Here is a 23,549-nt window from a genome sequence, read left to right as displayed (position 1 = left end):
ACAATATGCTGGTGAAAGCAGAGTGCAGTTGCGGCAATGTCCGCTACTGCCGGTCGGCCGACTTAATGATGGTCTACGGAGGCGGCGTCGATCCGCAGACGCTGAAGTTCGATTGCAGTCGATGCAAACCGCAGATCAAAATTACCCTCATGGAGGTGCATCCGGAGCACTTGCCTAAGCGCTTGATGATTCACAAGCCGATGAAGGTCGACGGCAAAATGATTTGGTACACCGAGCGCTTCAGAGGATGAGAAAAACCCGGCTAACATCTGGCCGCCCGCGAAATTTTCTATGTCAATTGCGGGCATACGATGTGCTGAAATCCCCCGATCTCAGCTCTGTAAATTTCTGAATTTCAGAAAGGGTCTCGGGGAATTTCTGCGCGAGGAATCGGACGACGCGCACGTTTTCCAGCAGATGGTTAAGATACCTCCCTGTCGAAATGTGCTCTAGGGCCAAAACTCCGTAGTGCTTCATTGTATTTCGAACGCGTTTGCTAAGATCTTCGAATTCGGTTTTCAACGCCGCCAATTGCGCATCGGTGAGGCGGGCAAATTTCCATCCGGGATTCGATGAATCGGCCAACTGCGATTGTGAACTCAGGGCGACGGCCATCTTCGCGTAGTTATAGGTTACCCTGTTCATGGCGATCATAAGTTTGGTGACTTCAAGCTGCCGAGTGGGAGCTAGCTTTCGCAGCACGCCAAAGATTTTGGGCGGCAGATAACAATCCTGGAACAGTTCAATTACTTCGGGAACAATGCCCCCTATAAGCTCTCCTCCGCCTCTGCCGACGCCACTTGTCGGCGTCCGATCATCAACCCCGAAAGTCGCCAGATCGTACGTCTCATGCAGAATTCTGGCGGCCAGCGTTCGTGGCAATGTTGCGAGATTTTGCGCAACAAGCAGGTCGCGCATTTGTTCGTCTGCCAGCAGGGGTCGAAGAATTTTGGCGACCCTACCCATCCTACGTCGCATCAGGTCGCCCTCACGAATGAAGGCGCGCTTCCTCTTGCATTCAGCTTTGTATGTTTTGAGGAAAAGCGGAGTGGTGAAAGCAGCGACCGGCTCGTCTGGCTTTCCACCCGCCAACTTGACGTGCCTTCCTCGGCTGCTTTTCAGTGTTTGATTACCCAAGGCCGAAACCATTAGCACAACTCCCGGATTGCGGTACGCTCAGCCAATGCGACAAGTGGCCCGAGCGACGTAAAAAGAAACGCGTCGAGCTTTGCCCCATTATTTGCTGTCAAACCCGCCGTCAGGTATTTCATTTCGCTTGTGGCGGCGATTAGGTAGTCTCTGATTGTCTGATTGTCGGGATTCATCCGTATTAAAACGGAAACGTCGGGCTCAGGTTTTCGCTCAGTTCCTGTCACCCATCGAGGATAGCCACAACAAGTGGCTTGGCAGCGGGAGGTTGCCATAGCGACCGTCATCTCTCCGTTAATACGGATAAGGTCGTTTTCTTCATCATGCACAGCATGTCCGCCCACATTTTCAATTGCAGTCAGCAGATTCCTGATGATCCCCGCCCGTATCGCTCGAAGGTGTTTGTTGGTCTCGAACCACGTGAAGTCCCGTCGCGGATTGTGATTAATCATGGCATAGGTTCGTAGTAGATCGCCAAAGCGCGCCGTGTATCGGGCGGCGGGCGGGCATTCCGGCGCCGCGTCGATGATTGAACGGGTTAACTTCCCGCGCCTTTCAAGAAGCTTGGATAGGGCCGCCAGCATCTGCTCCCTGCTCATGAGCACAGATTGGGCTCTCACTATGGCTTGGGCTCGGCTGAAGAGCTTTGGGTCAACAATGGCGTCGAAAGCGTTGTCTGCGCGCACCCATTGGGACGGCGGATTGAAAACCCATTTCAGCTTGAGTTTTGCCGACCGCCGGTTCCAAACATTGTGGCCGATATATTTCTCGCAGCCGATGATGTGATTCACCGATTCCCGCGTCCAGGCCCTGTTGAGATCCGTGACAATTCCACGCTTGTTGAGGAGCCTTGCTATCTCGAGCTGTGTTTTGCGGGCTCTCACGAACTGATCAAATATCAACCTTACAACGGCGATTTCCTCGGGCGGTCCGGGCACGAGGACGATCCGATCCGTCTGCAGGTTTTTGTATTCGTAGCGAGCAAGGATGCCTTTTGGTTGGCCCGCTTTATCAAGCTGCAATCGCCTTAGGCCAAGGCCAGGAATGCCCCCTTGCCAAAAACCCATTCTCACCAATCGGCATTGTCCAACGAAAACCTTCTGTGAGAGCACCCTGCTATAATCTGCCGCCATGCTCCGCTTGATTGCCTTCAGCACATCGGACCCGATGCTGCCGTCGTTTACGAATTGCTCGGCGCAATATTCGATTCGTACACCTGCAATCTGGCATCGGTATTCGTAGGAGGCACTTTCATCGATGTTCTGAAACCGGCCCCATCGGCTCACGTCGTAGACAATGACGGTTTCAAAATTCCCGAGTCTTGCTTCAATGTCGGCCAGCAGGCCTTGCAGCCCAGGGCGGCCGCCAATCTTTAGACCGCTTTTGCCCGCGTCTTCGTACGTGGCGACAATGTCGTAACCCATAATATCAGCGTAGTCGCTGATCGCGTCCTTCTGGTTCTCCATGGAATAAGTCTGGAGGTCGGTCGACCTCCGGACATACTGCGCCGCGCGGATTCTTGGCTTGAACGAGGAAGCCTTGGGAACGCCTGGATCTTTGCCCATCGTTATCGCGCCGGCACGAAGTTTCTGCGACAGTTTACTGAGACTGCCCTGCCGTTTGGTTACCAATTTGCAGACAGTTTATGTCGAATGGCTGCCGGGACTCAGCCTTATTTCCGGATTGAAAAACCTTATCGTTCAACGAGCGAGAAACCATGTCTTACATCGTGAGACCTCCCGCCCCCGTTCCGCCGCAATGCGATCGCACGTGGCCAGCCGTAGGGATTTCAGGCCTTCAAGGGAGACCGCACATGAACTTTCACAAAGCCATCGCCGCCGTGCTGATGACCGCAGCACTGGCAGGCTGCGCGCAGACCGAAGGCCAGCAGCGGGCCGGAACCGGCGCGCTGATCGGCGGCGCCGGCGGCGCTCTCGTCGGCCAGGCCATCGGCGGCAACACAGAAAGCACGCTCATCGGTGCGGGCGCGGGCGCCTTGCTGGGCGCGGTTGTCGGCAGCTCCACCACTCCGCAGCGTCGTGGCGAACAGATGTGCCGCTATCAGGACCGCCGCGGCCGCATCTACACTGCCCCCTGCGACGACCGTTATTACAACGGCGATTACTAAGCAGGTATCGCTGAACCCAGCGTCTTAACTCAGCCAGCGCCGCTCTGGGGAGCGGCGCAACCATGTCATTTTTTGCCCACTTGCTTGGGCTAGACTGTTCCTCGCGGCGGGTTTGGGAGGAGGTCGATGTGACGACAAGCCTTGCCGCCCTGAAAAGCCAAAGCAAACGCGCCGTGAAACGGCTCATCGGTTACGATTCCCGCAACTGGCTGCGCATCCGCCAGATCGAGGCATTCACGCTCTTTCTCGAAGCCGGCAACCGCAAGGCTTCCGACGTGATCGAGATCTCGCCCGGCTGGAACCGCTACTGGCGGGCGATGTGCCCCAATTACCGCTCGGTCGATTTTCCGGCCTTCGACATCTGCAGGGATCGCACCGACGAGCAATATTCGATCGTCATCGCCGATCAGGTGCTGGAACATGTGCGGCGGCCGCACGCGGCGGTGGAAAACATCCACGCCATGACGAGGCCCGGCGGCTGGGCGATGGTGGCGACACCTTTCCTGTTTCGCGTTCACGCCAGGCCGCACGACTACAACAGATGGACCCCCGCCGGTCTCAAGCAGCTTATGGTCGAGGGCGGCTTCGCGGAAGCCAACGTCAAGGTCCACGGCTGGGGCAACAAGGCCTGCGCCAGGGCCCATATCGGCGGCCCCGTCCGCGCCTACGGCCTGTGGCGGGATTTGAGCAATGACGAGGAATACCCGCTGATGGTCTGGGCGTTTGCGAAGAAGGCGTGAGAGGCTGACCGCCAAGGACAAAGCTAAGAGCCTTGGATCTGGCAAAGGAGGTCGACAAACGGCGGGGTTGCGCAACGCGCGCTGGCGAGACTCTGGGACGCCCTCTACGATGCCGGCGGGCGATAGCGGATGGACTTCGCCTTCCCAAGGGCTTCTATCGTCTCTTCGACGCTTAGGAGGACGGTGGTCTCGTACGAGCTGAGCGCTCCCCCCGCACCGATGGCAAGCGCGACGGACGCCATCGACACGTTATCTGGCGCCTCCCACAGGTTCCAGCCATCGCGCCCTCCGAAGGCATACCAGAACCCATGCAACTTTCCGCCCACTGACTCGATGTAAGAACGGGCCGCCTCGCGTCGATCCTCGGGGTTTTGGATCAAGCGCGCCCATGTCTCGGGCGTATAGCTGAATCGGGAGAGATACATGGGCATGGTTCACCTCCAAAGTCGCCGCTTGACCAGCTTACGGGTAGGCTCGCCGGCCGACGAAATATGCGCTCAAGCTAATGGAAGCGCAACGTCCCGGCTATTCGCAGCCAGGCCCCCGCGAGTTTCAGATTTGGATGTACCGCCGAGCCTTCCAATCGAACGACACGCCGGCCGGGGTCTGAAAACATCGCGCCGGCTTTTTTTGTGCCTTCGTGCCGGGCCTGCTGACGCTTGGCCTTCCTCATCCTCGGCAAGTCCTGCGTTTGGGTCTTGAACTCGCCGCAAGCTAAATTAGCTAGGACGTAGTTGGTGTTCACGTCCGGGCCTTACAAGCCAAGGGCACGCTTGTGCTCGATCACCCAACGGCGTTGCGGCGGTGGAAGGGCTCGCCACACAGACAGCATGGCGCGACGTTGTGGTGGGTGGCGTGCTAGGAAAGCCATTAGTTAGGCTGAGAATTTTGGGCCATAAAGGATAGGGTCTAATTGTACCCGAGCAGATGGCGAAGCCCAACTATCGGCAGATAAACGGTCCAAATCATGCCGATGGCGGCGGCAACGCCAAGGCCGATTGCGGGAGCCCAAGCCTTCCAGTGCATCTGGAGCCGCGCCGCTATTTCAGTCAAACTGTCTTCCATTGATCGCTCCCCAAGTCGATTCGAAGGCGAGAATGCCAATGAACTCCAAGACTGCCGCTCTTGCAATCACCGCAAGTGTTTGCATCGCGGGTTTCGCCTATTCCAGCGGTCACAAGGCCGGTCGGGTGTCCCAATTGAAGGACACCGTGTCGGCTTACAACCGACGCATGGGGATTGACAAGGCCAACAGCCTCGGCCGCGTCGATCTCTGCCTGGAGCTTGGTGGCCTACTTGATGAATGCGAGCGGATAGACCGCTGATCTGCTGAACGGCTGATTTCAACCCTCCCACCTTTATTGCCGACAAGCGGCAATCGGCTCGCTGAGGTAGTGTGCTGAGAGTTCTGCAAATTCGCTGAGAGAGGGCGGTCATGGCAGGCTGGTGATGTTCAACGTCACCTGATTCCCGCGAAGGAACGCCACGCGCTGGCGGCCGAGCATGCGCTGCCGGTGCGTGGCTATGTCTCTTGTGCCGTCGACTGTCCCTATGAAGGCCCGATCGACCCCGGCGCGGACGAAAGTCGTCGCGCGTCTGCGCGATCTCGGCTGCGTGGAAATCGCCGTCGCCGACACCATCGGCAAGGCGACGCCCGAACGTGTGCATGCGATGGTTCTGGCCGCGCTCGAAGAGGCGGCGCCTGGGCTGCTCGCCGGCCATTTCCACGATACCGGTGGTATGGCGCTGGCCAATGTCGATGTCGCCTGGGATCTCGGGCTCAGGATCTTCGATTCCGCGGCGGGCGGCCTTGGCGGATGCCCCTACGCACCCGGTGCCGCCGGCAATCTTGGCAGCGGCGCGCTGGTCGCGCACTTTGCGTCGAAAGGGATCGCCACCTGCATAAACCGCGAATTGCTGGCCGACACCGAAACCATGCTCGAGGCTATGTTCATCAGCGAGCGATGACGGCCAAGGCAACAAGCCACCCACCTTCGCCATGCTGACGACGGAACCCGGGCCTGACGTGGCGCCCATCCACAATCGCCAGATTGTGGTGCTTCGCCCTGAGGACTAGGCCGCATGGATTTACCTCACCAAATCCGAGACAGAGCTTTTGCAGGCCCTGCCGGCCGGGTCGTTGGCGGTAGAGACCGTACGACAGGGCAGCGACTGACTGCGGCTCTTGCGCCAACCCGTCACTCGTCAACACGGATTGAAGAGATGCGAGGCGTCGAACAGGATCGCAAGAAATCGCGCCTGCTATGTTCGCAGTTTGCGAATCAGCCGATATGCCGCACAAAGATGCCAGCCAATACGAGCCGGGATGGTGATCTGACGCAATGTGCAGGTCGCAAGAGGATGAGCCGTGACGCAGAAGGGGATCACTCTCAAAGACGTGGCTGCCGCAGCCAACGTATCGCGCGCGACAGCTGCTCGGGCGCTCAACAGCTATGGCTACGTTGGTGACGAGACGGCGCTGCGCGTGTTGGCGGCGGCGGAAAGACTGGGCTATCGGGCGAACCTCGTTGCCCAGGCGCTGCGCAGTGGACAGTTGCCGATCGTCGGCTTCGTGCCGGGCGACATACAGAACCCTTTCTTCGCCCGAATCGCTCACGACATCGAGGTGGAACTGCGCAAGCACCGCCATAATCTCCTTATCGCCAGCAGCGAGGAGAATGTAGAACAGGAAAAAGAATTGCTTGAGAGCCTGCGCTCGCTCAGCATTCGTGGGTTCATCCTTGCCCCAACGTCTGCGACCGACAGCGAGCACATCGTGCAACTGGCACGCGAAGGCGCACCGATCGTGCTCATCGACCGCGTGGTAAAGGATCTGCAATGCGACAGCGTCGTCGTCGACAACGAGGGCGGGGCGCGCGAGGCAGTTGACTATCTCGTTAGCAATGGTCACGACCGGATCGGTCTTCTGCGCGACGAGTCACGCATCTTCACGGCACAGGAGCGCCTGGCTGGCTACCAAAACTCACTCCAGTCGCATAGGATCGCAATCGATGAAGCGCTCATCGGCATATCGCGCTCGACCGTCGAGCATGCCATCGAAGCCACGATCCGCCTGTTCAGCCGGCGCAATCGTCCAACCGCACTGTTCACGGTTGACAGCCTCATGACGCAAGGCGCGCTTCTTGGCCTGCGTTCAATGGGGCTCTCGATTCCCCATGATGTGTCGGTGGTTGGATTCGATGACTTCAATCTCGCCACCTTCACCGATCCGCAGATAACGGTCGTGGCGCAACCCATCTCAGAGATCGGACCGCTCGCTGCCAGATACCTGCTGGAGCGGCTGGCCGGCAAAAAGATTGCACCGCGGCGTACCCGATTTCAGACTCGCTTGATCGTGCGCGGATCGGTTGCCCGGCGTACCAAGCGCTAATCGGCGATTCCTCATTTCCGGAAAATTTCGTCTCAAGGACTTGCCATTGGCGAAATTGCGTGCCCATTATTGCTTGTGAGATCGATCTCACATCGAAAAAACGAATTGGACGGCACACCGATGCCTGACGCGAGGCAGAGGCCTGTCGCATGCGAATACAAGGAAAACGTCATGCTGAACTTCGATAGGGACCGCTTCGTACAGATCCAAAGCGGGGCCGTCGCCGTCGCAGGTGAGGTCCGCTCACTGATGCGCACACTGCGGGCGGACGGCGTCGAGCGGCTGTTTTTCATGGGCACCGGCGGCGTGCAGCTTCTAACCTTGCCAGCGATCGAGCTGGCGCAGCGCTGTTCCACATTCCCGGTGAGCGGTGCCTATCCGGCGCAGGTCGTGATCGATCCGCCCGCCGGTCTCGACAGCAAGGCCGTGGTGGTCATCCCGTCCTTGTCGGGCACGACCAAGGAAGGCGTCGAGCTCATGGCCTTCCTGAAAAAACGCGGCGTGCGCACGATCTCGCTTACCGGCCATTCGGATACGCCGATCGCGCGGGAGGCTGACCACAATTTCACGAACTTCGCCGAAGACGACACCTCGTCGGAATCCTTCTACCTTCAGACGCTGCTGATAGTCCTGGCCCTGCTGGAAGAGCGCGGCGAATACGATGATTTTGATGGCACTGTCGCCGAACTCAAACTGCTGCCGGACCTGCTTGCCGACGCCAAGGCTGCCTTTGAGGACAAGGCTGCCGAACTGGCCCAGACGATCAAGGACGACACCTATCACATCTTCACCGGCGCCGGCTCGGTGTGGCCGCAGGCACACTATTACGGCATGTGCATCCTCGAAGAGATGCAGTGGATTCGCACCCGCCCGGTGCACGCCGCCGACTTCTTCCACGGTACGCTCGAGCTGGTCGAGCCGGGCGTCAGCGTTTTTGTGTTCAAGGGCGAGGATGCCCTTCGGCCCTTGACCGACCGGGTCGAGAACTTCGCCAGGCGTTACACGGACCGCGTTCGCACGCTGGATGCGGCCTCGGTCAAGTTGCCGGGCATCTCCGCAAAAGTCCGCGGCATGATCTCGCCGGTTCTGCTCGCCACCTTGCTCGAGCGGCTGAGCGCCCATCTCGAGGTGCTGCGCAACCACCCGCTGACCACCCGTCGCTACTACAAACGCGTTGAATATTGATCCCTCTCACCTCTGAAGGAGCTATCTATGAAACGTTCGCTGCAAGTCGTGGCGGTCACGGTGGCCGCTGTATCATCATTGGGATTGTCGATAGGCGGCAGTTCCGCCGCTTCGCCGGTTGTCGCGGCCGACCCCACCGCCAAGGTGGAATACACCGGCACGCTGTCGGTCCTGACCAAGTTCGGGCTGCAACAGCTGTCACCCTATTTCGTCAACCTGGCGCAGGCCTTTCAAAAGCTCCATCCGGATGTGAAGGTCGAACTTATCCAGGAGAGCGACGACAGCGTGAAGGGCAAGACCAAGACGCTGGTCGCTTCCAACTCGCTGCCCGATATCTATTTCTCCTGGACAGGCAGCTGGGGCGGCAATTTCGTGCGCGGCAATCGCGCCGTTGATCTCACGCCCGTCATTGGTCCCGATACCGAGTGGGGCAAGTCGCTGTCTCCGGCCGCCGTCAAGGCGTTCGAATACAACGGCAGGTTCTATGGCATTCCGCTTTACCAGGACGCCAAGTTCATGGGCTACAACAAGCAGATCTTCGCCAAGCTCGGCCTCAAGGCACCCGCCACTTTCGAGGAATTGCTGACCAACTGCGACGCCATCCGCAAATCCGGCGCGACACCGATCTCCTTCGGCAACAAGGAGGCCTGGCCGGCAATACACTTTGCAGGCCAGCTGCTCGCCTACAACGTGCCGCAGGCAACGCTGGAACGGGACTTCGATCCGGCCACCGCCCAATACAGCGATCCGGGCTATATCGCAGCACTCAAGCAGTTCAGCCAGCTTGTCGAGCGCTGCACCGATGGCGCCGGCGTCAACGGCACATCCTATGCCTCGGCTCTCCAGGCCTTCACCAACGCGCAGTCGGCCATGTACTACCAGGAGATCATCGAGTTCGATCAGGCCGCCACGCCGGAGTCAGCGTTAAAGCCCGCCGATTTCGGATTCTTCCGGCTGCCGGTGGCCGGCGGCGCCAAGGGTGACCCCAAGTCAATCGAGGGCGCGCCGGAGGGCTACATGATCAATGCGGCGTCGAAGAACATCCCGCTGGCGATCGAATTCATGAAGTTCGTGACCTCGAAGGAAAACGCGCAGGTGCTTTCCGCGCCACCCTATGGCCAGCCGAGCGCCACCATCGGCGGCGCCTCGGAATCGAACATGAGCGCGGCTGTGGTCGACGGCCTCAAGGATATCAACGCCGCCTCATACCTCATGCCCTGGCTGGATACGGCCAACCCACCGCGCGTCGCCGCCGTCTGGCTGTCCAGCCTGCAGGCGCTGGCGGGCGGCTCGATGACGCCCGAGCAAGTGATGGACGAGGTGCGCAAAGCCGCATCCGCGACCAAATAAAGCAGACCATGTCAAGGGCCTGGGACACAGTGGACAGCGGCGCCGAGATTGGCGGCGTCGCCAGGCCGCAACGGCCAAAGAGCCGGCGGGCGCGCTTCGCCAATCTGTTGTCGTTGCGGTGGGCCGCGATTGCGCTCATCCTCATCGGCTGGTTCGTCTACTATCCCATCGTCGACAATTTCATCGTCAGCACCACCGACCAGGACATCTACACCGGCGAGGTCACCAGTGTCGGCCTCGCCAATTACGACCGGCTGCTGCATGACCCGGTCGTGTTGCTGGCGCTGTGGAACAACTGCCTCTACGCCATCATCTCCGTCATCTTCCAGGTCTTCGGCGCGTTCCTGCTGGCGGCCATCATCGAGGACCTGAAAAGCGATCGCTGGCGCCGCCTTTGGCGCGCGGTGTATTTCGTGCCGTCGGCCATCTCGATCACGGTGACCGGCCTGCTGTTTTATTTCATCTACCAGCCGCAGATCGGCTTGCTGGATGCAGCCCTCAGCCGTGTTGGTCTCAGCCAGCTCGTCATGCCCTGGCTCGGCAATGAGCACACCGCCATCTATGCCATCATTGCCATGAGCCAATGGCAGGGTTTTGGCTATTCGACGCTGCTGTTTGCCATTGCCATCCAGAAGATCCCGCGCGACCTCTACGACGCCGCGACGATCGACGGCGCCGGTCCGCTTCGCCGCCTGTGGAGCATCACCTTTCCGCTGACCCGGGAAATGACGGGATTGATGATCATCGTCACCATCACCGGCGCGTTCCAGGTGTTCAACGAGGTCATGGTGATGACCGCGGGCGGGCCCAACAACAGCAGCCAGGTGCTGGGCACGTGGCTCTACCAGAAGGCCTTTATCGAGGACAATTTCGGCTATGGCGCGGCGATTGCCGCCGTCATCTTCATGTTGACCATGCTCACAGGTGCGGCACAGCTCTGGTACACCAAGCGCCGCCGGGTGCAGCTATGAGCGCAACGATCGCAGCCGGTCGCGGCCGACACGTCAATGTGTGGTCGGTCATCGCCAGGACATTGCTCTATTCGTTCCTGGTCTGCCTCGGTGTCGTTGTCATCTATCCGCTGATCTGGATGGCGCTGAGCGGCTTCAAGGACAATGCGCAGATCTTTGGCGATCCCTTCTCCCTGCCCACCCATTGGGCGTGGAACAACTACGTGCAGGCGTGGAACCAGGGCGTGCGTGGCTATGTAACAGTCTCGGTGCTGGTGACCGTCGCTTCGGCCATATGCACCGTGCTGATCAGCGCCTGGACGGCCTTCGGCCTGACCCGCACGAAGATGCCGGCAAAGCCGCTGGTTATCGCCATCGTTCTTGGCGGGCTGATGCTGAGCCCCACGGTGGCGATCATTCCACTGGTGAAGATGTTGCAGGCGCTCGGTCTCTACAACACCTACTGGGCGCTGATCATTCTCTACACGGCGTTCCGGGTGCCGTTCACCACCTTCCTCATCCGCGCCTACATGCTGGATCTGCCTGAAGACATCGACGAGGCGGCGACGATGGATGGCGCCAGCGAGGGTCAGATCTTCTGGCGCATCACCTTGCCGCTGTGCCGGCCGATCATCATCTCCTGCGTCATCCTGCACGTCCTGTTCGCCTGGAACGAATATCTCTTCGCCATGATCTTCACGAGCGGCTCGGATGTGCAGACGCTGCCGGTTGGACTGACGTCGATCATGGCAACCCACGGGACCAATTACGCCGTGGTGTTCGCGGCCATGACGATCTCGGCCCTGCCTATCGTGATCGTGTTCTTTGCCGCGCAACGCTACTTCATCCGTGGCCTGGCCGAAGGCATCGGCAAATAACAATTCCCGAAAGGAGCCTTCATGCCGCAGCTCGCTGCCCACCAGCTGATCGGAGCCAATTTCAGCTTTCAGCACATCCCCTTCGATGAGGTCGCCAGGACGATCCGCGACTTTGGCATGCGCGAGATCGAGCTGTGGGGGATTGCCCCGCATCTGGACCTGTTCCATGCTACGGGCGCTCGTGTCGAATCCGTTCGCCGGGTGCTTGCCGACAACGAGCTGTCGGCCTGGTGCTTCACCCCAGAGCAGGTGTTGTACCCAATCAACATCGCCTCCGGCGACGCCGCACTGCGCCAGGACAGCATCGAGCGGTTTTGCCGTGCAGCCGAAATCTGCGCGGCGCTTGGCGCCCGCTATCTCTTCCTGACGCCTGGCCGGGGCTACGAGAGCCAACCCCGGCAACCGGCATGGGACCGCGCGGTCGACGCGATCGGCGAGATCGCCCGGCGTGCCGCCGCAAACGGGGTGCGCTGCCTGCTCGAGCCGTTGCAGCGGTTCGAGAGCAACCTCGTCAATGATGCGGCGGGCCTGCGCCAAATGCTGGATGAGGTGGGCGCCGGCAACGTCGATGTCGTGCTCGACACTGTCGCCATGGCCACGGCCGGCGACACCGTGGCCGGCTATGTTGACCTGTTCGGCTCGCGGCTGGCGCATGTTCATCTGGTCGATGGCACGCCAGGCGGGCATCTGGTGTGGGGGGAGGGCACGCTGCCGCTCGGCCATTATGTCAGCGAACTCGCGCGCCTCGGCTATGCCGGAAAGTTCACCTTCGAGCCGTTCGGCAACGGCTCCTACGCGCTCGATCCGATAAAAGCCTGGACACGCTGCCTTGGCGCCATCGCGCCTTATCTCGATCGCGCAACGGTGCCGGCATGACGTCGAAGAAGCTTGTCGCCGTCGGGGACAATTGCCTCGATGTCTATTTGACCAACAACTTGATGACGGTGGGCGGCAACGCCTTGAATGTTGCGGCGCAATGGCGGCGCAACGGCTGGTCCGCGCGCTATTTCGGGGCCGTCGGGAACGATCCCGAAGGCGACGTGGTGCTTGCCGAGCTGGCAGGTGCCGGCCTATCGCGGGACGATGTCGAACGGCGTCCCGGCGATACGGCCGTCACCTTGCTGCGCGATGAATGCGGCGACCGGAAGTTCCTGCACGAATCCTTCGGTGTCGGCGAAAACTACATGCCGGCGCCCGCCCACTATGCGGTCATCGCCGCGGCCGACTGGGTGCATCTCGGCACCAACGCCAACAAGCACCTTGTCCAGCGACTGGTGGCGGACCATGTGCCGTTCAGCATTGATCTATCGACCGCCCATCTGGCGCTGCCCCTCAACGGCGTCCCGCTTTTGTTTGCGTCCGGCTCGGACGATGTCGATGTTTCCATAGAGCCATCGCTCGGGGCGCTCAGGGCTGCCGGCGCAAGGCAGGTGGTTTTGACCTGTGGCCGCCGCGGCTCCTACTTCGACGACGGCACGAATGTCGTGCATGCGCCGGCAACGCTTGTCGATGTCGTGGATACGTGTGGCGCCGGCGACAGTTTCATTGCCAGTTTCCTCGCAGGCTTCCGTTTCGGCGGCCTTGGCGCCTTGGAGGCACTGCACAGCGCGTCGATCGCCGCGGCGCAGACCTGCACCCATCTTGGCGGGTTTCCCCAGACACCGCGTGCCATACCCGATTGGCTGCCGGCCAAATATGCCAGCTTCATTGTCGATGCGCAGGGAGCCCAAGCGTGAGTACACTTCGTTTGCGGCAGCCTGCGGTCGCGCTTGCATCTGACCGGTCGTTTTGGCTGCAGGACATTGCCGCCGCCCCTGCGACCGAGCCATTGCGAGGCCACGAGCGCGCCGACGTGGTGATCGTCGGTGGCGGCTATACCGGTCTGTGGACGGCGCTGCGGATCCTTGAACTGGCGCCGCAAACGCGGGTGATCATCCTTGAAGCCGATCTCTGCGGATCGGGGGCCTCGGGGCGCAACGGCGGTCAGGTCCATTCATGGTTCGCCGAAATCGACCAGATCAGTGCGGTCGTCGGTCTCGAGGAAGCGCGCCAGCTCTGCGCCGACACGGTGGCATCGATCGCGGAGCTGAAGGCGCTGCAGCAAAATGGCACCATAGACATGGACCTGAGGCTGGACGGATGGCTGTGGACCGCAAGCTCCATTGCGCAGGAAGGCGCCTGGGAGAACGCCGTCGCCTTGACGGCGGCTGTTGCAGAAAACCGTTTCAGGCCGCTGACAGCCGAGGACATTCAACGCCGCACCGGTTCATCGGCCTCCTATGTCGGCGTCGTCGAGACCACCGCCGGCACGGTCCATCCCGCCAAACTTGCCATCGGATTGCGCAAGCTGGCACTGGCACGCGGCGTCATCATCCACGAGCGCAGCCCGGTCCTCGCCATCGAACCCGGCACGACATGCACCGTGCGCACGGCGCATGGCGCGGTACGGGCTGACAAGATCGTGCTTGCCGCCAACGCCTGGCTTTCGGCGCTGCCGGAACTGCGGCGACATCTTTATGTCGTCGCCAGCGAGGTGATTGCCACTGCCGCCGTCCCCGAACTGCTCGACAGCATCGGCTGGCGCGACGGTGCCTCGATCTGCGATTCCCAGGCCCAGGTGCTCTACTACCAGCGCACCGTCGGGGGCAGGGTGGTCTTCGGTCGTGGCAGCGGCAACGTCGCCTTCAGTGGAAATTTCGGCGCCAGCTTCAACCGCAGCCCCGAGCACGGCCGCGACAATATGCGAGAGCTGCATCGGGTCTACCCCTCGCTGCGCGGTGTGGCGATCGAATATGACTGGTCGGGGCCGATCGACTGCGTGCCTGAACACGTTCCTGTCTTCGATCACCTGCGCGATCATCCCAACATTTTCTACGGCATGGGTTTCAACGGCACCGGCATCGCGCAGACGCCGATCGCCGGACGCATTCTGGCCAGCCTCGTGCTCGAGCGAAAGGATCGCTGGAGCGCAAGCGGTCTGGTCGGCATCGAGCGGCGCATGTCGCTGCCGCCCGAGCCTTTGCGTTATCTCGGCGCCAGACTTGTCCGCGCCGCGGTGCGCCACAAAAACGAGGCCGAGATCGGCAACCGCAAGGCGGGCAGGATCACCAATCTTTTGGCGGCACTGAAGCCAGGCAGGCGCAAGAAGTAGCCGGGGCATCTGGCTCATCGTCACGCAATCGAGGGGAGCACAATGGCTGATCTGAGCCTCCGGCAAATCAGGAAATCATACGGCAATCTGCACATTCTCCACGGCATCGACCTCGATATTAAGTCGGGCGAGTTCATCGTCTTCGTCGGCCCGTCGGGCTGCGGCAAGTCGACATTGCTGAGGTCGATCGCCGGGCTCGAGGAAATCACCTCCGGCGAGCTCAGAATAGCCGGCGAAGTGGTGAACGACGTGCCGCCGTCGAAGCGCGGCATCGCCATGGTGTTCCAGTCCTACGCGCTCTACCCGCACATGACCGTCTACGACAACATGGCGTTCTCGATGAAGATCGGCAAAGAGAACAAGGCCGAGATCGACCGCCGCGTGCGCCAAGCCGCCGAGATCCTGCAGCTGACCAAATATCTCGACCGCCTGCCCAAGGCGATGTCGGGCGGCCAGCGCCAGCGCGTCGCCATCGGCCGCGCCATCGTGCGCAATCCGAAGGTGTTCCTGTTCGACGAGCCGCTTTCGAACCTCGACGCCGCGCTTCGCGTCGCCACCCGCATCGAAATCGCCAAGCTCAAGGTATCGATGCCCAACACGACCATGATCTACGTCACCCACGACCAGGTCGAGGCGATGACGCTCGCCGACCGCATCGTGGTGCTCAAGGACGGCCATATCGAGCAGGTCGGCACGCCGATGGATCTCTACAAGAAGCCCGGCAATCTGTTCGTTGCGCAATTCATCGGCTCGCCGGCCATGAACATCCTGCCCGCGACCATCGACAAGTCAGGCAATTCGACCGTCGTCAGCCATGTCGGCGGACGCAAGGCAACCGTGCCGATCGCAACGCCTGCTTCGGCGAAGGGTGCTGCGGTGAGCTTCGGCGTGCGGCCGGAAGACCTGATCATCGCCAGCGGCGCTGACTATCTGTTCGAGGGGACGGTCGACTATGTCGAGCAGCTCGGCGAGGTTCAGCTGGTCTATGTCGACATCGGTCGCGCCGACCTGCCGCTGGTGACCAAGCTGCCCGGCAATGTCGAGGTCAAGCGTGGGGCAAAGCTGCGGCTGAATGCAAACCCGGCCGATCTCCACATCTTCGATGCGGCTGGGCGTTCGCTCTTCAAACCATGAGCCGGCACGTGCCGGTCGCCATGAGGGTGGACGCAGCATTGCGAACAGGGTGTTTGCTGGGCTTGATCGATCCCATAAGTGTGAAAGCGGGAGTGCGTCGAGCTTCGCCTTGTTGCGTTCGCGTATTTCAATGGGGTCGTGTCGCCGTCAGGCCTTTGCCTGGCGCCCTTGCGGCCTTTCATTTGCGGGCGGGCCGACGGATCCACGTTCAATGATGGCGGTCGGCAAGATGAGCCGTTCGGGCGGTCGAACTTCGCCCTTCAATCGCCGGATGAGCAATTCCGCGACGCTCTTGCCAAGCGCGTAAACCGGCTGGTCGATGACGGTAATGGGCGGAGTGGTGACGCTCGTCCAGTCCGCATCATGGAAGGTGATGAGCGAAATGTCGTCGGGAACCCGCAGGCCGCGCTCGCGGATCACCTTAAAGATTTCCAGCGCAATGACGCTGTCCGAGGCAAGGATCGCCGTCGGCCGATCCGGCGCGGACAGCATCTCGCCTGCAATCCTGCGCGTTTCGGCGGGGCTTGTTGCGCCAAGGCGAACATAGCGTTCTGGCCGATCAAGTCCGGCCTCTCGGCACACGGTGAGGAAACCGTCGATGCGCTCGCGGACCGACGAGGTGTAGATCTGCCCGAGATCGCGGTAGTCATGGCCTTCGGCATCGACCGCGGTCACATAGGCGATGTTGTGGTGGCCGGCTTCCGCCAGACAGCGGGTCGCCTGCATGGCAATACCGTGATCGTCGATCGTGACGGTATCGACATCCAGATCCGGCAGCGCCCTATCCAGCAGGGCAAGCGGTCGGCCTGAGCGGTGGATATCGCGCAAATGCGCAATGTCGCGCGATTCCGATGGCGTGACGATCAGCCCGTCGACACGCTTGCCGATCAGCAACTTCACGGCTGCCTTTTCCGCCTCGATCTTTTCGCCGGAGTTGGCCAGGATGACATTGAACCCGGCTGCTTTTGCCGCGTCGCTGATGCCGCGTACCGCGAGGCTGAAGAACGGGTTCTCGATATCGCCGACAACCACCCCGATGATGCCGGAGCGGCCGGTCGTCATGCTGCGGGCGAGCTCGTTCGCACGGTAGTCCAGAGCCTTGGCCGCAGCCATGACATCGGCCCGGATCATGTCGCTGACGACGCCGTATCCGCCGAGCACGCGCGCAGCTGTCGCTTTCGACACGTTCGCTGCGCGAGCGACATCGCTGACCGTTATCGACTGGGTCTTGGGCGCGGTTTTTTTCATCGGATGAACGACTACAAGAGTTGTTGACGGAAGGTCAATCTGACGATAACGATTACCAAAGAGACCGGTCTCACGCAATAAGAGACCGGTCTCTTCTGAAAGGGCAGACCAAGAGTCATGACGACGCGGCGGATGCTGCGACGGGGTGCGGTCAGGCGCCAGATGGCGAGCCCCACGCAAATATCAATAAGAACAGACCTTCAGAGTGGAGCTAAGACATGAGCAGGACAGAAATTCTCAAATCGTTGATGTCGCCGGTCAGGACCGGCGCAATGGCGCTTATGGCGATGTGCGTCGGCGCCGGGTTGGTTTCGGGAGCGGCCTCCGCGGATGACAATCCCTATGGTCTTATTGATGCGAAAGTCATCAGCGTTGGTACCATGGGTGATGCCAAGCCCTACGCTTTCACCCAGGCGGACGGCACATTCACCGGGTTCGACATCGAATTGTTCCGCAACGTCGCGAGCCGCCTTGGCTTCAAGCCGGACCAGGTGATCTTCACCGGCCAGGAATTCTCGGCGCTGATGCCTTCTGTTGCCAACGAGCGCTTTGATGTCGCGGTCGCGGCAATCGGCACGACGGAAGCACGCAAGAAGACCGTCGACTTTTCCGACGGGTATCTTGCAGGCTATCTCTCTGTGCTTACCGCCGACAAGGCCATCACGTCGGCGGAGGGGCTCAAGGGCAAACGCCTCGGCGTGGTGCAAGGCACGCTCCAGGAAATTTACGCGGCGAAGAACTTCGTCGGAACCGATCTCGTCAAGTTCCCCGACAACAACTCCGCCGTTTCAGCACTCAACAACGGAACCGTGGCTGCTCATTTCCTCGATTACGAGGCCGCCAAGGACTATGGCGTTCGCTATCCGAACCTGAAGGTCGCGGTCAATATACCTTCCTTTGACGCGCCGGCTGGCTTCGTCCTGCGCAAGGGCAACGACAAGCTCCGCAATGCTCTGAACTCCGCTCTTCACGCGGCCATGCAGGACGGAACCTGGAAGACGCTTTACGAGAAGTGGTTCCCCGGCTCGCCGATGCCCGACCAGTATCTCCCCAAGAAGTAAACCGCACCCGGCTGCCGGCATTTAATGCCGGCGGCCGAACCCGGGCTACCGTCCTTGATGCGGACGATGCGGATAGCGCAACCGAAAGGGGGGCGAATGAACTGGCTCGAAAACCTGCGGCGCAGTTTCCTCGACTGGCAGGCCATGGCGGACGTGCTGCCCAGCATGATCACGATCGGATTGAAGAACACCTTGATCCTCGCCGCCGCCTCGACGGTGCTGGGTGTCATTCTCGGCATGATCCTGGCGGTCATGGGCATCTCGCAATCGCGCTGGCTGCGCATTCCCGCCCGGGTCTACACGGATATTTTCCGTGGCCTGCCGGCGATCGTCACCATCCTGCTGATCGGCCAGGGATTTGCCCGCATCGGCCGTGAAATCTTCGGGCCTTCGCCCTTTCCGCTCGGCATTCTTGCGCTGAGCCTGATCGCCGGCGCCTACATCGGCGAAATCTTTCGCTCGGGCATCCAGAGCGTCGAGCGCGGGCAGATGGAGGCCTGCAGGGCGCTCAGCATGAGCTACGGCCAAGGCATGCGCCTGATCGTGATACCGCAAGGCATCCGCCGCGTCTTGCCGGCCCTGGTCAACCAGTTCATCGGCAACGTCAAGGATTCAAGCCTTGTCTACTTCCTCGGTCTGCTCGCCTCGGAGCGCGAGATTTTCCGTGTTGGTCAGGACCAGGCAGTGGTCACGGGAAACCTCTCGCCATTGCTTCTGGCCGGCGTTTTCTATCTCGTCATCACTGTGCCGTTGACCCATGTGGTCAACTACATCGACAACTCGCTGCGAGCCGGAAAGCAAAAGGCTGCCCTCGTCATCAGCGGCCTTGCCGAAGTGAGCGAACTGGAGGGCACCACCGTCAGTGCACCTTCGCGGGCCGGCCCTGATGCCGGCTCCGCGCTGCCCCGCTTCAAGGGCGGCAGTCTTGCCATCACCGATCTCGACATGGCCTACGGCGATCTCGATGTTCTCAAAGGCGTCAGCCTGGCAGTCAAGCCTGGCACGGTCACATGCGTGATTGGCCCATCAGGTTCGGGCAAGTCGACCCTGCTGCGCTGTCTCAACCGCCTGGTCGAGCCCAAGGGTGGTGAGGTGTTGCTCGATGGCGCGAGCATCCTGGCGATGAAGCCCGAGAGACTGCGCCGGCGTGTCGGCATGGTTTTCCAGCAGTTCAACCTGTTTCCCGACCACACGGCGCTCGAAAACGTCATGCTGTCGCTGACCAAGGTCAAGGGCCTCCCGGTACAGGAAGCTGAGCGCATCGCCGAGGCGCGCCTTGCCGATGTCGGCCTTGCCGCCCGCAAACACCATCGTCCCGGCAGCCTATCCGGGGGTCAGCAGCAGCGGGTGGCGATCGCTCGTGCATTGGCAATGGACCCGGAGGTCATCTTGTTCGATGAGGTAACGAGCGCACTCGATCCCGAACTGGTGAAGGGCGTGCTCAACCTCATGGCGGACCTCGGCCGGCGCGGCATGACAATGGTCGTGGTGACGCATGAAATGGGCTTTGCCCGGAAGGTTGCCGATCAGGTCGTCTTCATGGATGAAGGCCGCATCATCGAGGCCGGCACACCTGCCGCGATTTTCGATACGCCGAAAAGCCCGCGTCTAAAGCACTTCCTTGCCGAAGTGCTTTGATTACGCATGAGCCCTTCAAGTCGGCCGCCCAATCCAACCTCCACCAGTGAAAGATATCTCATGGCTGCATCTCATCAGGTCTCCAAGGTCGTTGTTGTCGGGGGCGGTATTTTTGGCGTCTCCTCGGCCGTTCATCTTGCAAGGCTCGGCATCGAGACCGTTCTGGTCAATGATGGACCGCTCGCCAAGGGGGCGTCCGGCCGCTCGCTCGCCTGGATGAATTCGGCGCGCAAGCGCTCGGCTGAGTATCATCGCCTGCGCATGATCGGTATCGACCGCTACCGCACGCTGTCGGCGAGATATCCGGATGCTGCCTGGCTGCGTTTCGACGGCGGCCTGACATGGGATGCCGACGATGCCTCAAACGAGATCGCCGATGTCTTCGCCCATGAAAAAGGCCTCGGCTATGATGCGCAACATCTGTCCGCGGGCGACATAGCGTTGGTCACGCCGGGTGTCTGCGCAAGCGCTGTCACACCGCAAGGCGCGATCTTCAACCCGGGCGAGGGCTGGGTCGACCTGCCGTCGCTGATCGAAATATTGATCGCGGAATTCGTGGAGCGTGGCGGGCGGCTTCTCACCGGCGCCGGAAGCGCTACCGTCACGGTCGCCAACGGCCGCGCAACCGGCGTCACGACGACCAGCGGCATCAGCTTCGCCGCCGACGCGGTGCTTCTAGCGACCGGTGCGGATGTGCCGCGAATGGTTGCCGACTCCGGTCAGCGTATCGCCGACGGGACACCGATCGCGCTGCTGGTCAGGACCAAGCCAGTCGACTTGCCGCTCCGCGCCGTGCTCAACACGCCGCGCGTCGCCGTCCGGCCAACGCCAGATGGCGCGCTCGCGCTCGATTCCGCCTGGTCGGAAGAAGAGGTGGTGGTCAATCCGGATGGCACTTATCGCGTAAACGCATCGACCATCCAGGGACTTCTCGACGAAGCGTCGAATGTTCTCGAGGGTCATCCGAAATTGGAACTGGACAGCTACGGTGTCGGGCCGAAGCCAATCCCCGGAGACGGTGAACCGGTCTTCGGCCAGTTGCGGGAGGTCAAGGGATACTACGTCGCCTTCAGCCACAGCGGCGCAACACTTGGCCTGATTGCCGGCGAACTGCTTGCAAGCGAGATCGCCACCGGGACAGAGCACCCACTCCTCGCAGGCTTTCGACCGGCTCGATTTTCTTGAGGAGCGCAACGACCTCTGCCGCGCACGCTGCCAATACCGCGTGGAGAGCCTCCGGCTTTAGATGGGTGTAGCGCTTCAACATTTTCCAGTCCTTGTGCCCAGTTACCAGTGCAACTTGTTAGATCGTGAACCCGGCCTCGAAAAGGCGGCTTGTCCCTTCGTGCCGCAAGTCATGAAAATGAAGGTCGTGGATGTCCAGGTCCGCGCACCCTAGACGGAAGGCGGTGCCGACTGACCTATGATTGAATGGGAAAATTCGATCATCGTCATTGCTTCGCTTGGCCAGTCGGTCCTCGCCCATGCGACGTACCCAGTTGCCGCGAACAAGGGTATGCGTTGATTGTTCCCGTTTTTGTTTCGCGGGTCTTTCCGGTCACGGATGAGAAGCATCCGCGTGCGGGCGTCCATGTCGGACCACCGCGCCTTGCAGATTTCCTCCTGGGCGCATCGCGGTTGCGACGGCGAAACGTATTATCTGACCAACCGGCGCTATTTGACGAGGATTTGCATCGAAGTGGGCGATGAGCCTGTCGAGTTCATCCTGGGTCGGCCACCTGTCGCGCTGACATTGGTTTCGCTCGCTGATGCGATTGCGGAAGTTCGCAGGGTCGTCAGTACCAAACTCGCCAATGACGACATTGAAGTGCTTATTGTCGAAATGGCCTTATCGCGCGGCTTGGCTGTGATACTTGACCGACGAGTGGCCCGAACCTAACGGTGGGCAAGCTTCTAAAACCCACCCAAGGCCGGCGTGATGGCGCCGAACCCGATGATGAACGGGAGAATTCCCTTCGGCAGTCATGTGGCATGAAAGGTCAGCACATACGCCGCCCGATCTCAGCGATGATGCAAACCGGCTGATTGCAAGATGCGGCCTGCCCGGGGATTGAAAGTCCACCTCAGTGTCAGTGAAGCTGCCCGATCAAGCGCGCGTACTCGGCTTCGGGCTTTCCGTATGAGCCGGCCGCAGTCTCGATGAGACCGGCCCGGTCGCGGATGACGACCTTCCCACGCGTTGAGCGGATCAAACCCTGGCCCTCTAGTGTCTGGAGCGCAATCGTCACGCCCGGACGTCTCGTACCGAGCATCACCGACAAGAATTCATGGGTTATTGCCAGACGCTCGCGCTCGACTCGGTCAGCACACATCAGCAGCCATCTGGCCAGTCGCCCGACGATGTTCAGTCGGGCATTGATCAGCCCGGTGTAGCTGGCCTGCAGGTGAAAATAATGGACGTACCGGAGGAGGAAAGGCCGCAAGGTCGGGCTCTTTGCAAGCGCTGCGGCGAACGGGCCAGCATCGATGCTCAGAGCATCGGCGTCCACTTGAACGTAGCAGTCATGCATGGACTGATCGTCCCCCATGATGAGGGCCGATCCGGTCATACCTTCAAAACCGATGATGCCCACCTCGGCTTCGATCGTCGAACTCAGTTCGGCCACCACCGACCCAACCCCGCTCTCGAAGAAATATACCGCCTGGATTTTTGCCCCCGCTGTCTCAAGCTGGGTTCTCAGCGGGAGGGACACGCTATGTAGATGAGGCCGCAGCAGTGCCAAGTCTGCTGGGTACATCCTCAGCAAGAGCTCATTCCTGTAAACAGGCTCTTGGATGATGATTGGTTGGGCAGAAATGTCCGATTGTCGATTGGAGCTAGTCATAGCCACCTGCCTGGTTGGGGCGGAAGCACGATGATCGCTCACAGCCGGCGGTGCCCTGAAAAGTGACCGCCGATCAACGCAGGGTACGCTTATCTCAGCGCATGTCGAATCTTCCTTTACCTTCAGCGAAGCCACGTGCGCTTTTACTCTGCAGCAAATCTCGTACCGATTCCGCCATGAAGGAGCGATTACGACGGCATTCCTCCCGAAGAGCCTTGCCGTCCTCTGAAAGGACCATGTGAACGTGCACAACCTCGTCGAGGTGTTGCTGAACTGGGTTCATTGTCCCTTGCCACGCAAGATCTCGTAGAAAGCAGCTTCGTCGAAAACCTCGCCGGTGTGTTGGAAGAGCGACATTGCTCGCGCGCTCAATTCCGCCGCGTCCGGGCTACCGTCACGCAGCACATTTTCTCGGCAAATTCGGTCATACACCCTCCGCAATGCGGCGAGTTCTTCTGGATACGCGATGCGAGTTGAGAGTGGGAGTTCGGTCATGGCTTCCTCCTCATTGGAGCGGAAGCGCGATGGTCGCTCACAGCCGGCGAGGCCCTGAAAAACTTCCGCTAACAGAAATGGTAGAACCGAATTCGTGTTCCTGACAGTTGCGGCGCTGTCAGCAACAAGCGGGTTGCGGGATGAAAAGTAGCGGCCCAGGCCCACGCGAAAAAGGAAAGGATCTGCTTCAAATCCGCAATCTGCA

At 60.6% G+C, this 23,549-nt stretch carries 25 protein-coding genes and 1 pseudogene; 19 read left to right on the top strand and 7 right to left on the bottom strand.

Annotated elements, in window-relative coordinates; all coding sequences use genetic code 11:
* Window positions 1–5 precede the first annotated feature (5 nt).
* On the top strand, window positions 6–251 hold the full coding sequence (locus NKJ04_RS32430) for a hypothetical protein (RefSeq protein ID WP_352679873.1): 246 nt from the start codon (window positions 6–8) through the stop codon (window positions 249–251).
* Window positions 252–294: 43 nt separating this feature from the next.
* Here the strand turns inward: NKJ04_RS32430 and NKJ04_RS32425 are convergent, their stop codons facing one another.
* Window positions 295–1,149 (bottom strand): plasmid partitioning protein RepB C-terminal domain-containing protein, encoded by an 855-nt coding sequence (locus NKJ04_RS32425; protein WP_352679870.1) that lies wholly within the window; start codon window positions 1,147–1,149, stop codon window positions 295–297.
* On the bottom strand, window positions 1,149–2,714 hold the full coding sequence (locus tag NKJ04_RS32420) for a recombinase family protein (protein ID WP_352679867.1): 1,566 nt from the start codon (window positions 2,712–2,714) through the stop codon (window positions 1,149–1,151). The genes NKJ04_RS32425 and NKJ04_RS32420 overlap by 1 nt, the downstream gene beginning before the upstream one ends.
* Before the next feature lie 248 nt (window positions 2,715–2,962).
* Between NKJ04_RS32420 and NKJ04_RS32415 the strand changes: the two genes are divergently transcribed.
* Window positions 2,963–3,277 (top strand): YMGG-like glycine zipper-containing protein, encoded by a 315-nt coding sequence (locus NKJ04_RS32415; RefSeq protein WP_027040217.1) that lies wholly within the window; start codon window positions 2,963–2,965, stop codon window positions 3,275–3,277.
* 128 nt (window positions 3,278–3,405) lie between these two features.
* A complete protein-coding gene (locus NKJ04_RS32410) occupies window positions 3,406–4,017 on the top strand; it encodes a class I SAM-dependent methyltransferase (protein ID WP_128304605.1) in 612 nt (203 codons plus the stop codon).
* 104 nt (window positions 4,018–4,121) lie between these two features.
* Here NKJ04_RS32410 and NKJ04_RS32405 read toward each other — a convergent pair whose 3' ends face one another.
* On the bottom strand, window positions 4,122–4,448 hold the full coding sequence (locus NKJ04_RS32405; RefSeq protein ID WP_352679864.1) for a GYD domain-containing protein: 327 nt from the start codon (window positions 4,446–4,448) through the stop codon (window positions 4,122–4,124).
* Window positions 4,449–4,926: 478 nt separating this feature from the next.
* Entirely contained in the window at window positions 4,927–5,082 is a 156-nt protein-coding gene (locus NKJ04_RS32400) for a hypothetical protein (RefSeq protein ID WP_352679861.1), read from the bottom strand.
* A gap of 32 nt (window positions 5,083–5,114) precedes the next feature.
* Between NKJ04_RS32400 and NKJ04_RS32395 the strand changes: the two genes are divergently transcribed.
* From NKJ04_RS32395 to NKJ04_RS32340, 12 genes and pseudogenes are all read left to right on the top strand, one after another.
* Entirely contained in the window at window positions 5,115–5,342 is a 228-nt protein-coding gene (locus NKJ04_RS32395) for a hypothetical protein (protein ID WP_352679858.1), read from the top strand.
* A 178-nt stretch (window positions 5,343–5,520) separates the two neighbouring features.
* Window positions 5,521–5,985, top strand: a complete 465-nt coding sequence (locus NKJ04_RS32390; RefSeq protein ID WP_352679855.1) for a hydroxymethylglutaryl-CoA lyase-like TIM-barrel protein — start codon at window positions 5,521–5,523, stop codon at window positions 5,983–5,985.
* A pseudogene (locus NKJ04_RS32385) lies at window positions 5,984–6,193 on the top strand (SOS response-associated peptidase family protein); the annotation flags it as partial. The gene NKJ04_RS32390 and the pseudogene NKJ04_RS32385, both read left to right, overlap by 2 nt.
* 192 nt (window positions 6,194–6,385) lie before the next feature.
* Window positions 6,386–7,408, top strand: a complete 1,023-nt coding sequence (locus NKJ04_RS32380) for a LacI family DNA-binding transcriptional regulator (RefSeq protein ID WP_352679852.1) — start codon at window positions 6,386–6,388, stop codon at window positions 7,406–7,408.
* 171 nt (window positions 7,409–7,579) lie between these two features.
* Complete coding sequence (locus tag NKJ04_RS32375) at window positions 7,580–8,593, top strand: SIS domain-containing protein (protein ID WP_352679849.1); 1,014 nt, start codon at window positions 7,580–7,582, stop codon at window positions 8,591–8,593.
* A 27-nt stretch (window positions 8,594–8,620) separates the two neighbouring features.
* A complete protein-coding gene (locus NKJ04_RS32370) occupies window positions 8,621–9,943 on the top strand; it encodes an ABC transporter substrate-binding protein (protein WP_352679846.1) in 1,323 nt (440 codons plus the stop codon).
* A gap of 8 nt (window positions 9,944–9,951) precedes the next feature.
* Window positions 9,952–10,914, top strand: coding sequence for a carbohydrate ABC transporter permease (locus NKJ04_RS32365; protein WP_352679843.1), 963 nt, complete (start codon window positions 9,952–9,954; stop codon window positions 10,912–10,914).
* Window positions 10,911–11,771, top strand: a complete 861-nt coding sequence (locus NKJ04_RS32360; protein WP_352679840.1) for a carbohydrate ABC transporter permease — start codon at window positions 10,911–10,913, stop codon at window positions 11,769–11,771. Before NKJ04_RS32365 ends, NKJ04_RS32360 begins: the two co-directional genes overlap by 4 nt.
* A 21-nt stretch (window positions 11,772–11,792) precedes the next feature.
* Entirely contained in the window at window positions 11,793–12,647 is an 855-nt protein-coding gene (locus tag NKJ04_RS32355; protein WP_352679837.1) for a sugar phosphate isomerase/epimerase family protein, read from the top strand.
* Entirely contained in the window at window positions 12,644–13,507 is an 864-nt protein-coding gene (locus NKJ04_RS32350; protein ID WP_352679833.1) for a PfkB family carbohydrate kinase, read from the top strand. Before NKJ04_RS32355 ends, NKJ04_RS32350 begins: the two co-directional genes overlap by 4 nt.
* The gene (locus NKJ04_RS32345) at window positions 13,504–14,922 is read left to right on the top strand and encodes an NAD(P)/FAD-dependent oxidoreductase (protein ID WP_352679830.1); all 1,419 of its coding nucleotides are present in this window, start codon (window positions 13,504–13,506) and stop codon (window positions 14,920–14,922) included. Before NKJ04_RS32350 ends, NKJ04_RS32345 begins: the two co-directional genes overlap by 4 nt.
* Before the next feature lie 42 nt (window positions 14,923–14,964).
* A complete protein-coding gene (locus NKJ04_RS32340; protein WP_352679827.1) occupies window positions 14,965–16,056 on the top strand; it encodes an ABC transporter ATP-binding protein in 1,092 nt (363 codons plus the stop codon).
* A 147-nt stretch (window positions 16,057–16,203) separates the two neighbouring features.
* On the opposite strand, the gene NKJ04_RS32335 is transcribed toward NKJ04_RS32340, so the two are convergent.
* Window positions 16,204–17,304 carry a LacI family DNA-binding transcriptional regulator gene (locus tag NKJ04_RS32335; RefSeq protein ID WP_352679897.1) on the bottom strand — a complete coding sequence of 367 codons (1,101 nt, stop codon included), beginning with the start codon at window positions 17,302–17,304 and terminating at the stop codon, window positions 16,204–16,206.
* A 218-nt stretch (window positions 17,305–17,522) separates the two neighbouring features.
* Here NKJ04_RS32335 and NKJ04_RS32330 point away from each other — a divergent pair, with 218 nt between their 5' ends.
* From NKJ04_RS32330 to NKJ04_RS32315, 4 genes are all read left to right on the top strand, one after another.
* Window positions 17,523–18,365, top strand: coding sequence for an ABC transporter substrate-binding protein (locus NKJ04_RS32330; RefSeq protein WP_352679824.1), 843 nt, complete (start codon window positions 17,523–17,525; stop codon window positions 18,363–18,365).
* Between the two features lie 96 nt (window positions 18,366–18,461).
* Window positions 18,462–20,003 carry an amino acid ABC transporter permease/ATP-binding protein gene (locus NKJ04_RS32325; RefSeq protein WP_352679821.1) on the top strand — a complete coding sequence of 514 codons (1,542 nt, stop codon included), beginning with the start codon at window positions 18,462–18,464 and terminating at the stop codon, window positions 20,001–20,003.
* 60 nt (window positions 20,004–20,063) lie between these two features.
* Window positions 20,064–21,188 carry an NAD(P)/FAD-dependent oxidoreductase gene (locus tag NKJ04_RS32320; RefSeq protein ID WP_352679818.1) on the top strand — a complete coding sequence of 375 codons (1,125 nt, stop codon included), beginning with the start codon at window positions 20,064–20,066 and terminating at the stop codon, window positions 21,186–21,188.
* Between the two features lie 406 nt (window positions 21,189–21,594).
* Window positions 21,595–21,903 (top strand): hypothetical protein, encoded by a 309-nt coding sequence (locus NKJ04_RS32315; RefSeq protein ID WP_352679816.1) that lies wholly within the window; start codon window positions 21,595–21,597, stop codon window positions 21,901–21,903.
* A gap of 190 nt (window positions 21,904–22,093) precedes the next feature.
* On the opposite strand, the gene NKJ04_RS32310 is transcribed toward NKJ04_RS32315, so the two are convergent.
* Both NKJ04_RS32310 and NKJ04_RS32305 read right to left on the bottom strand, forming a co-directional pair.
* Complete coding sequence (locus tag NKJ04_RS32310; protein WP_352679894.1) at window positions 22,094–22,762, bottom strand: Crp/Fnr family transcriptional regulator; 669 nt, start codon at window positions 22,760–22,762, stop codon at window positions 22,094–22,096.
* Between the two features lie 366 nt (window positions 22,763–23,128).
* Window positions 23,129–23,549: hypothetical protein (locus NKJ04_RS32305; protein WP_352679815.1), on the bottom strand; the 421-nt coding region annotated here is incomplete at its 5' end.

This window comes from Mesorhizobium sp. M0618 (genome assembly GCF_040320765.1).
Taxonomy (GTDB): Bacteria; Pseudomonadota; Alphaproteobacteria; order Rhizobiales; family Rhizobiaceae; genus Mesorhizobium.
Note: the sequence above shows the minus strand (reverse complement) of the source record. Positions and strands in the feature narration are given on the sequence as shown.

Excerpts from the sequence above, each read along its gene's own strand:
- NKJ04_RS32430 (WP_352679873.1), top strand. The coding sequence starts at position 6 with ATGCTGGTGAAAGCAGAGTGCAGTTGCGGCAATGTCCGCTACTGCCGG.
- NKJ04_RS32425 (WP_352679870.1), bottom strand. The coding sequence starts at position 1,149 with ATGGTTTCGGCCTTGGGTAATCAAACACTGAAAAGCAGCCGAGGAAGG.
- NKJ04_RS32420 (WP_352679867.1), bottom strand. The coding sequence starts at position 2,714 with ATGGGCAAAGATCCAGGCGTTCCCAAGGCTTCCTCGTTCAAGCCAAGA.
- NKJ04_RS32415 (WP_027040217.1), top strand. The coding sequence starts at position 2,963 with ATGAACTTTCACAAAGCCATCGCCGCCGTGCTGATGACCGCAGCACTG.
- NKJ04_RS32405 (WP_352679864.1), bottom strand. The coding sequence starts at position 4,448 with ATGCCCATGTATCTCTCCCGATTCAGCTATACGCCCGAGACATGGGCG.
- NKJ04_RS32400 (WP_352679861.1), bottom strand. The coding sequence starts at position 5,082 with ATGGAAGACAGTTTGACTGAAATAGCGGCGCGGCTCCAGATGCACTGG.
- NKJ04_RS32395 (WP_352679858.1), top strand. The coding sequence starts at position 5,115 with ATGCCAATGAACTCCAAGACTGCCGCTCTTGCAATCACCGCAAGTGTT.
- NKJ04_RS32390 (WP_352679855.1), top strand. The coding sequence starts at position 5,521 with ATGCGCTGCCGGTGCGTGGCTATGTCTCTTGTGCCGTCGACTGTCCCT.
- NKJ04_RS32375 (WP_352679849.1), top strand. The coding sequence starts at position 7,580 with ATGCTGAACTTCGATAGGGACCGCTTCGTACAGATCCAAAGCGGGGCC.
- NKJ04_RS32370 (WP_352679846.1), top strand. The coding sequence starts at position 8,621 with ATGAAACGTTCGCTGCAAGTCGTGGCGGTCACGGTGGCCGCTGTATCA.
- NKJ04_RS32365 (WP_352679843.1), top strand. The coding sequence starts at position 9,952 with ATGTCAAGGGCCTGGGACACAGTGGACAGCGGCGCCGAGATTGGCGGC.
- NKJ04_RS32360 (WP_352679840.1), top strand. The coding sequence starts at position 10,911 with ATGAGCGCAACGATCGCAGCCGGTCGCGGCCGACACGTCAATGTGTGG.
- NKJ04_RS32355 (WP_352679837.1), top strand. The coding sequence starts at position 11,793 with ATGCCGCAGCTCGCTGCCCACCAGCTGATCGGAGCCAATTTCAGCTTT.
- NKJ04_RS32350 (WP_352679833.1), top strand. The coding sequence starts at position 12,644 with ATGACGTCGAAGAAGCTTGTCGCCGTCGGGGACAATTGCCTCGATGTC.
- NKJ04_RS32340 (WP_352679827.1), top strand. The coding sequence starts at position 14,965 with ATGGCTGATCTGAGCCTCCGGCAAATCAGGAAATCATACGGCAATCTG.
- NKJ04_RS32335 (WP_352679897.1), bottom strand. The coding sequence starts at position 17,304 with ATGAAAAAAACCGCGCCCAAGACCCAGTCGATAACGGTCAGCGATGTC.
- NKJ04_RS32330 (WP_352679824.1), top strand. The coding sequence starts at position 17,523 with ATGAGCAGGACAGAAATTCTCAAATCGTTGATGTCGCCGGTCAGGACC.
- NKJ04_RS32325 (WP_352679821.1), top strand. The coding sequence starts at position 18,462 with ATGAACTGGCTCGAAAACCTGCGGCGCAGTTTCCTCGACTGGCAGGCC.
- NKJ04_RS32320 (WP_352679818.1), top strand. The coding sequence starts at position 20,064 with ATGGCTGCATCTCATCAGGTCTCCAAGGTCGTTGTTGTCGGGGGCGGT.
- NKJ04_RS32315 (WP_352679816.1), top strand. The coding sequence starts at position 21,595 with ATGTCGGACCACCGCGCCTTGCAGATTTCCTCCTGGGCGCATCGCGGT.
- NKJ04_RS32310 (WP_352679894.1), bottom strand. The coding sequence starts at position 22,762 with ATGTACCCAGCAGACTTGGCACTGCTGCGGCCTCATCTACATAGCGTG.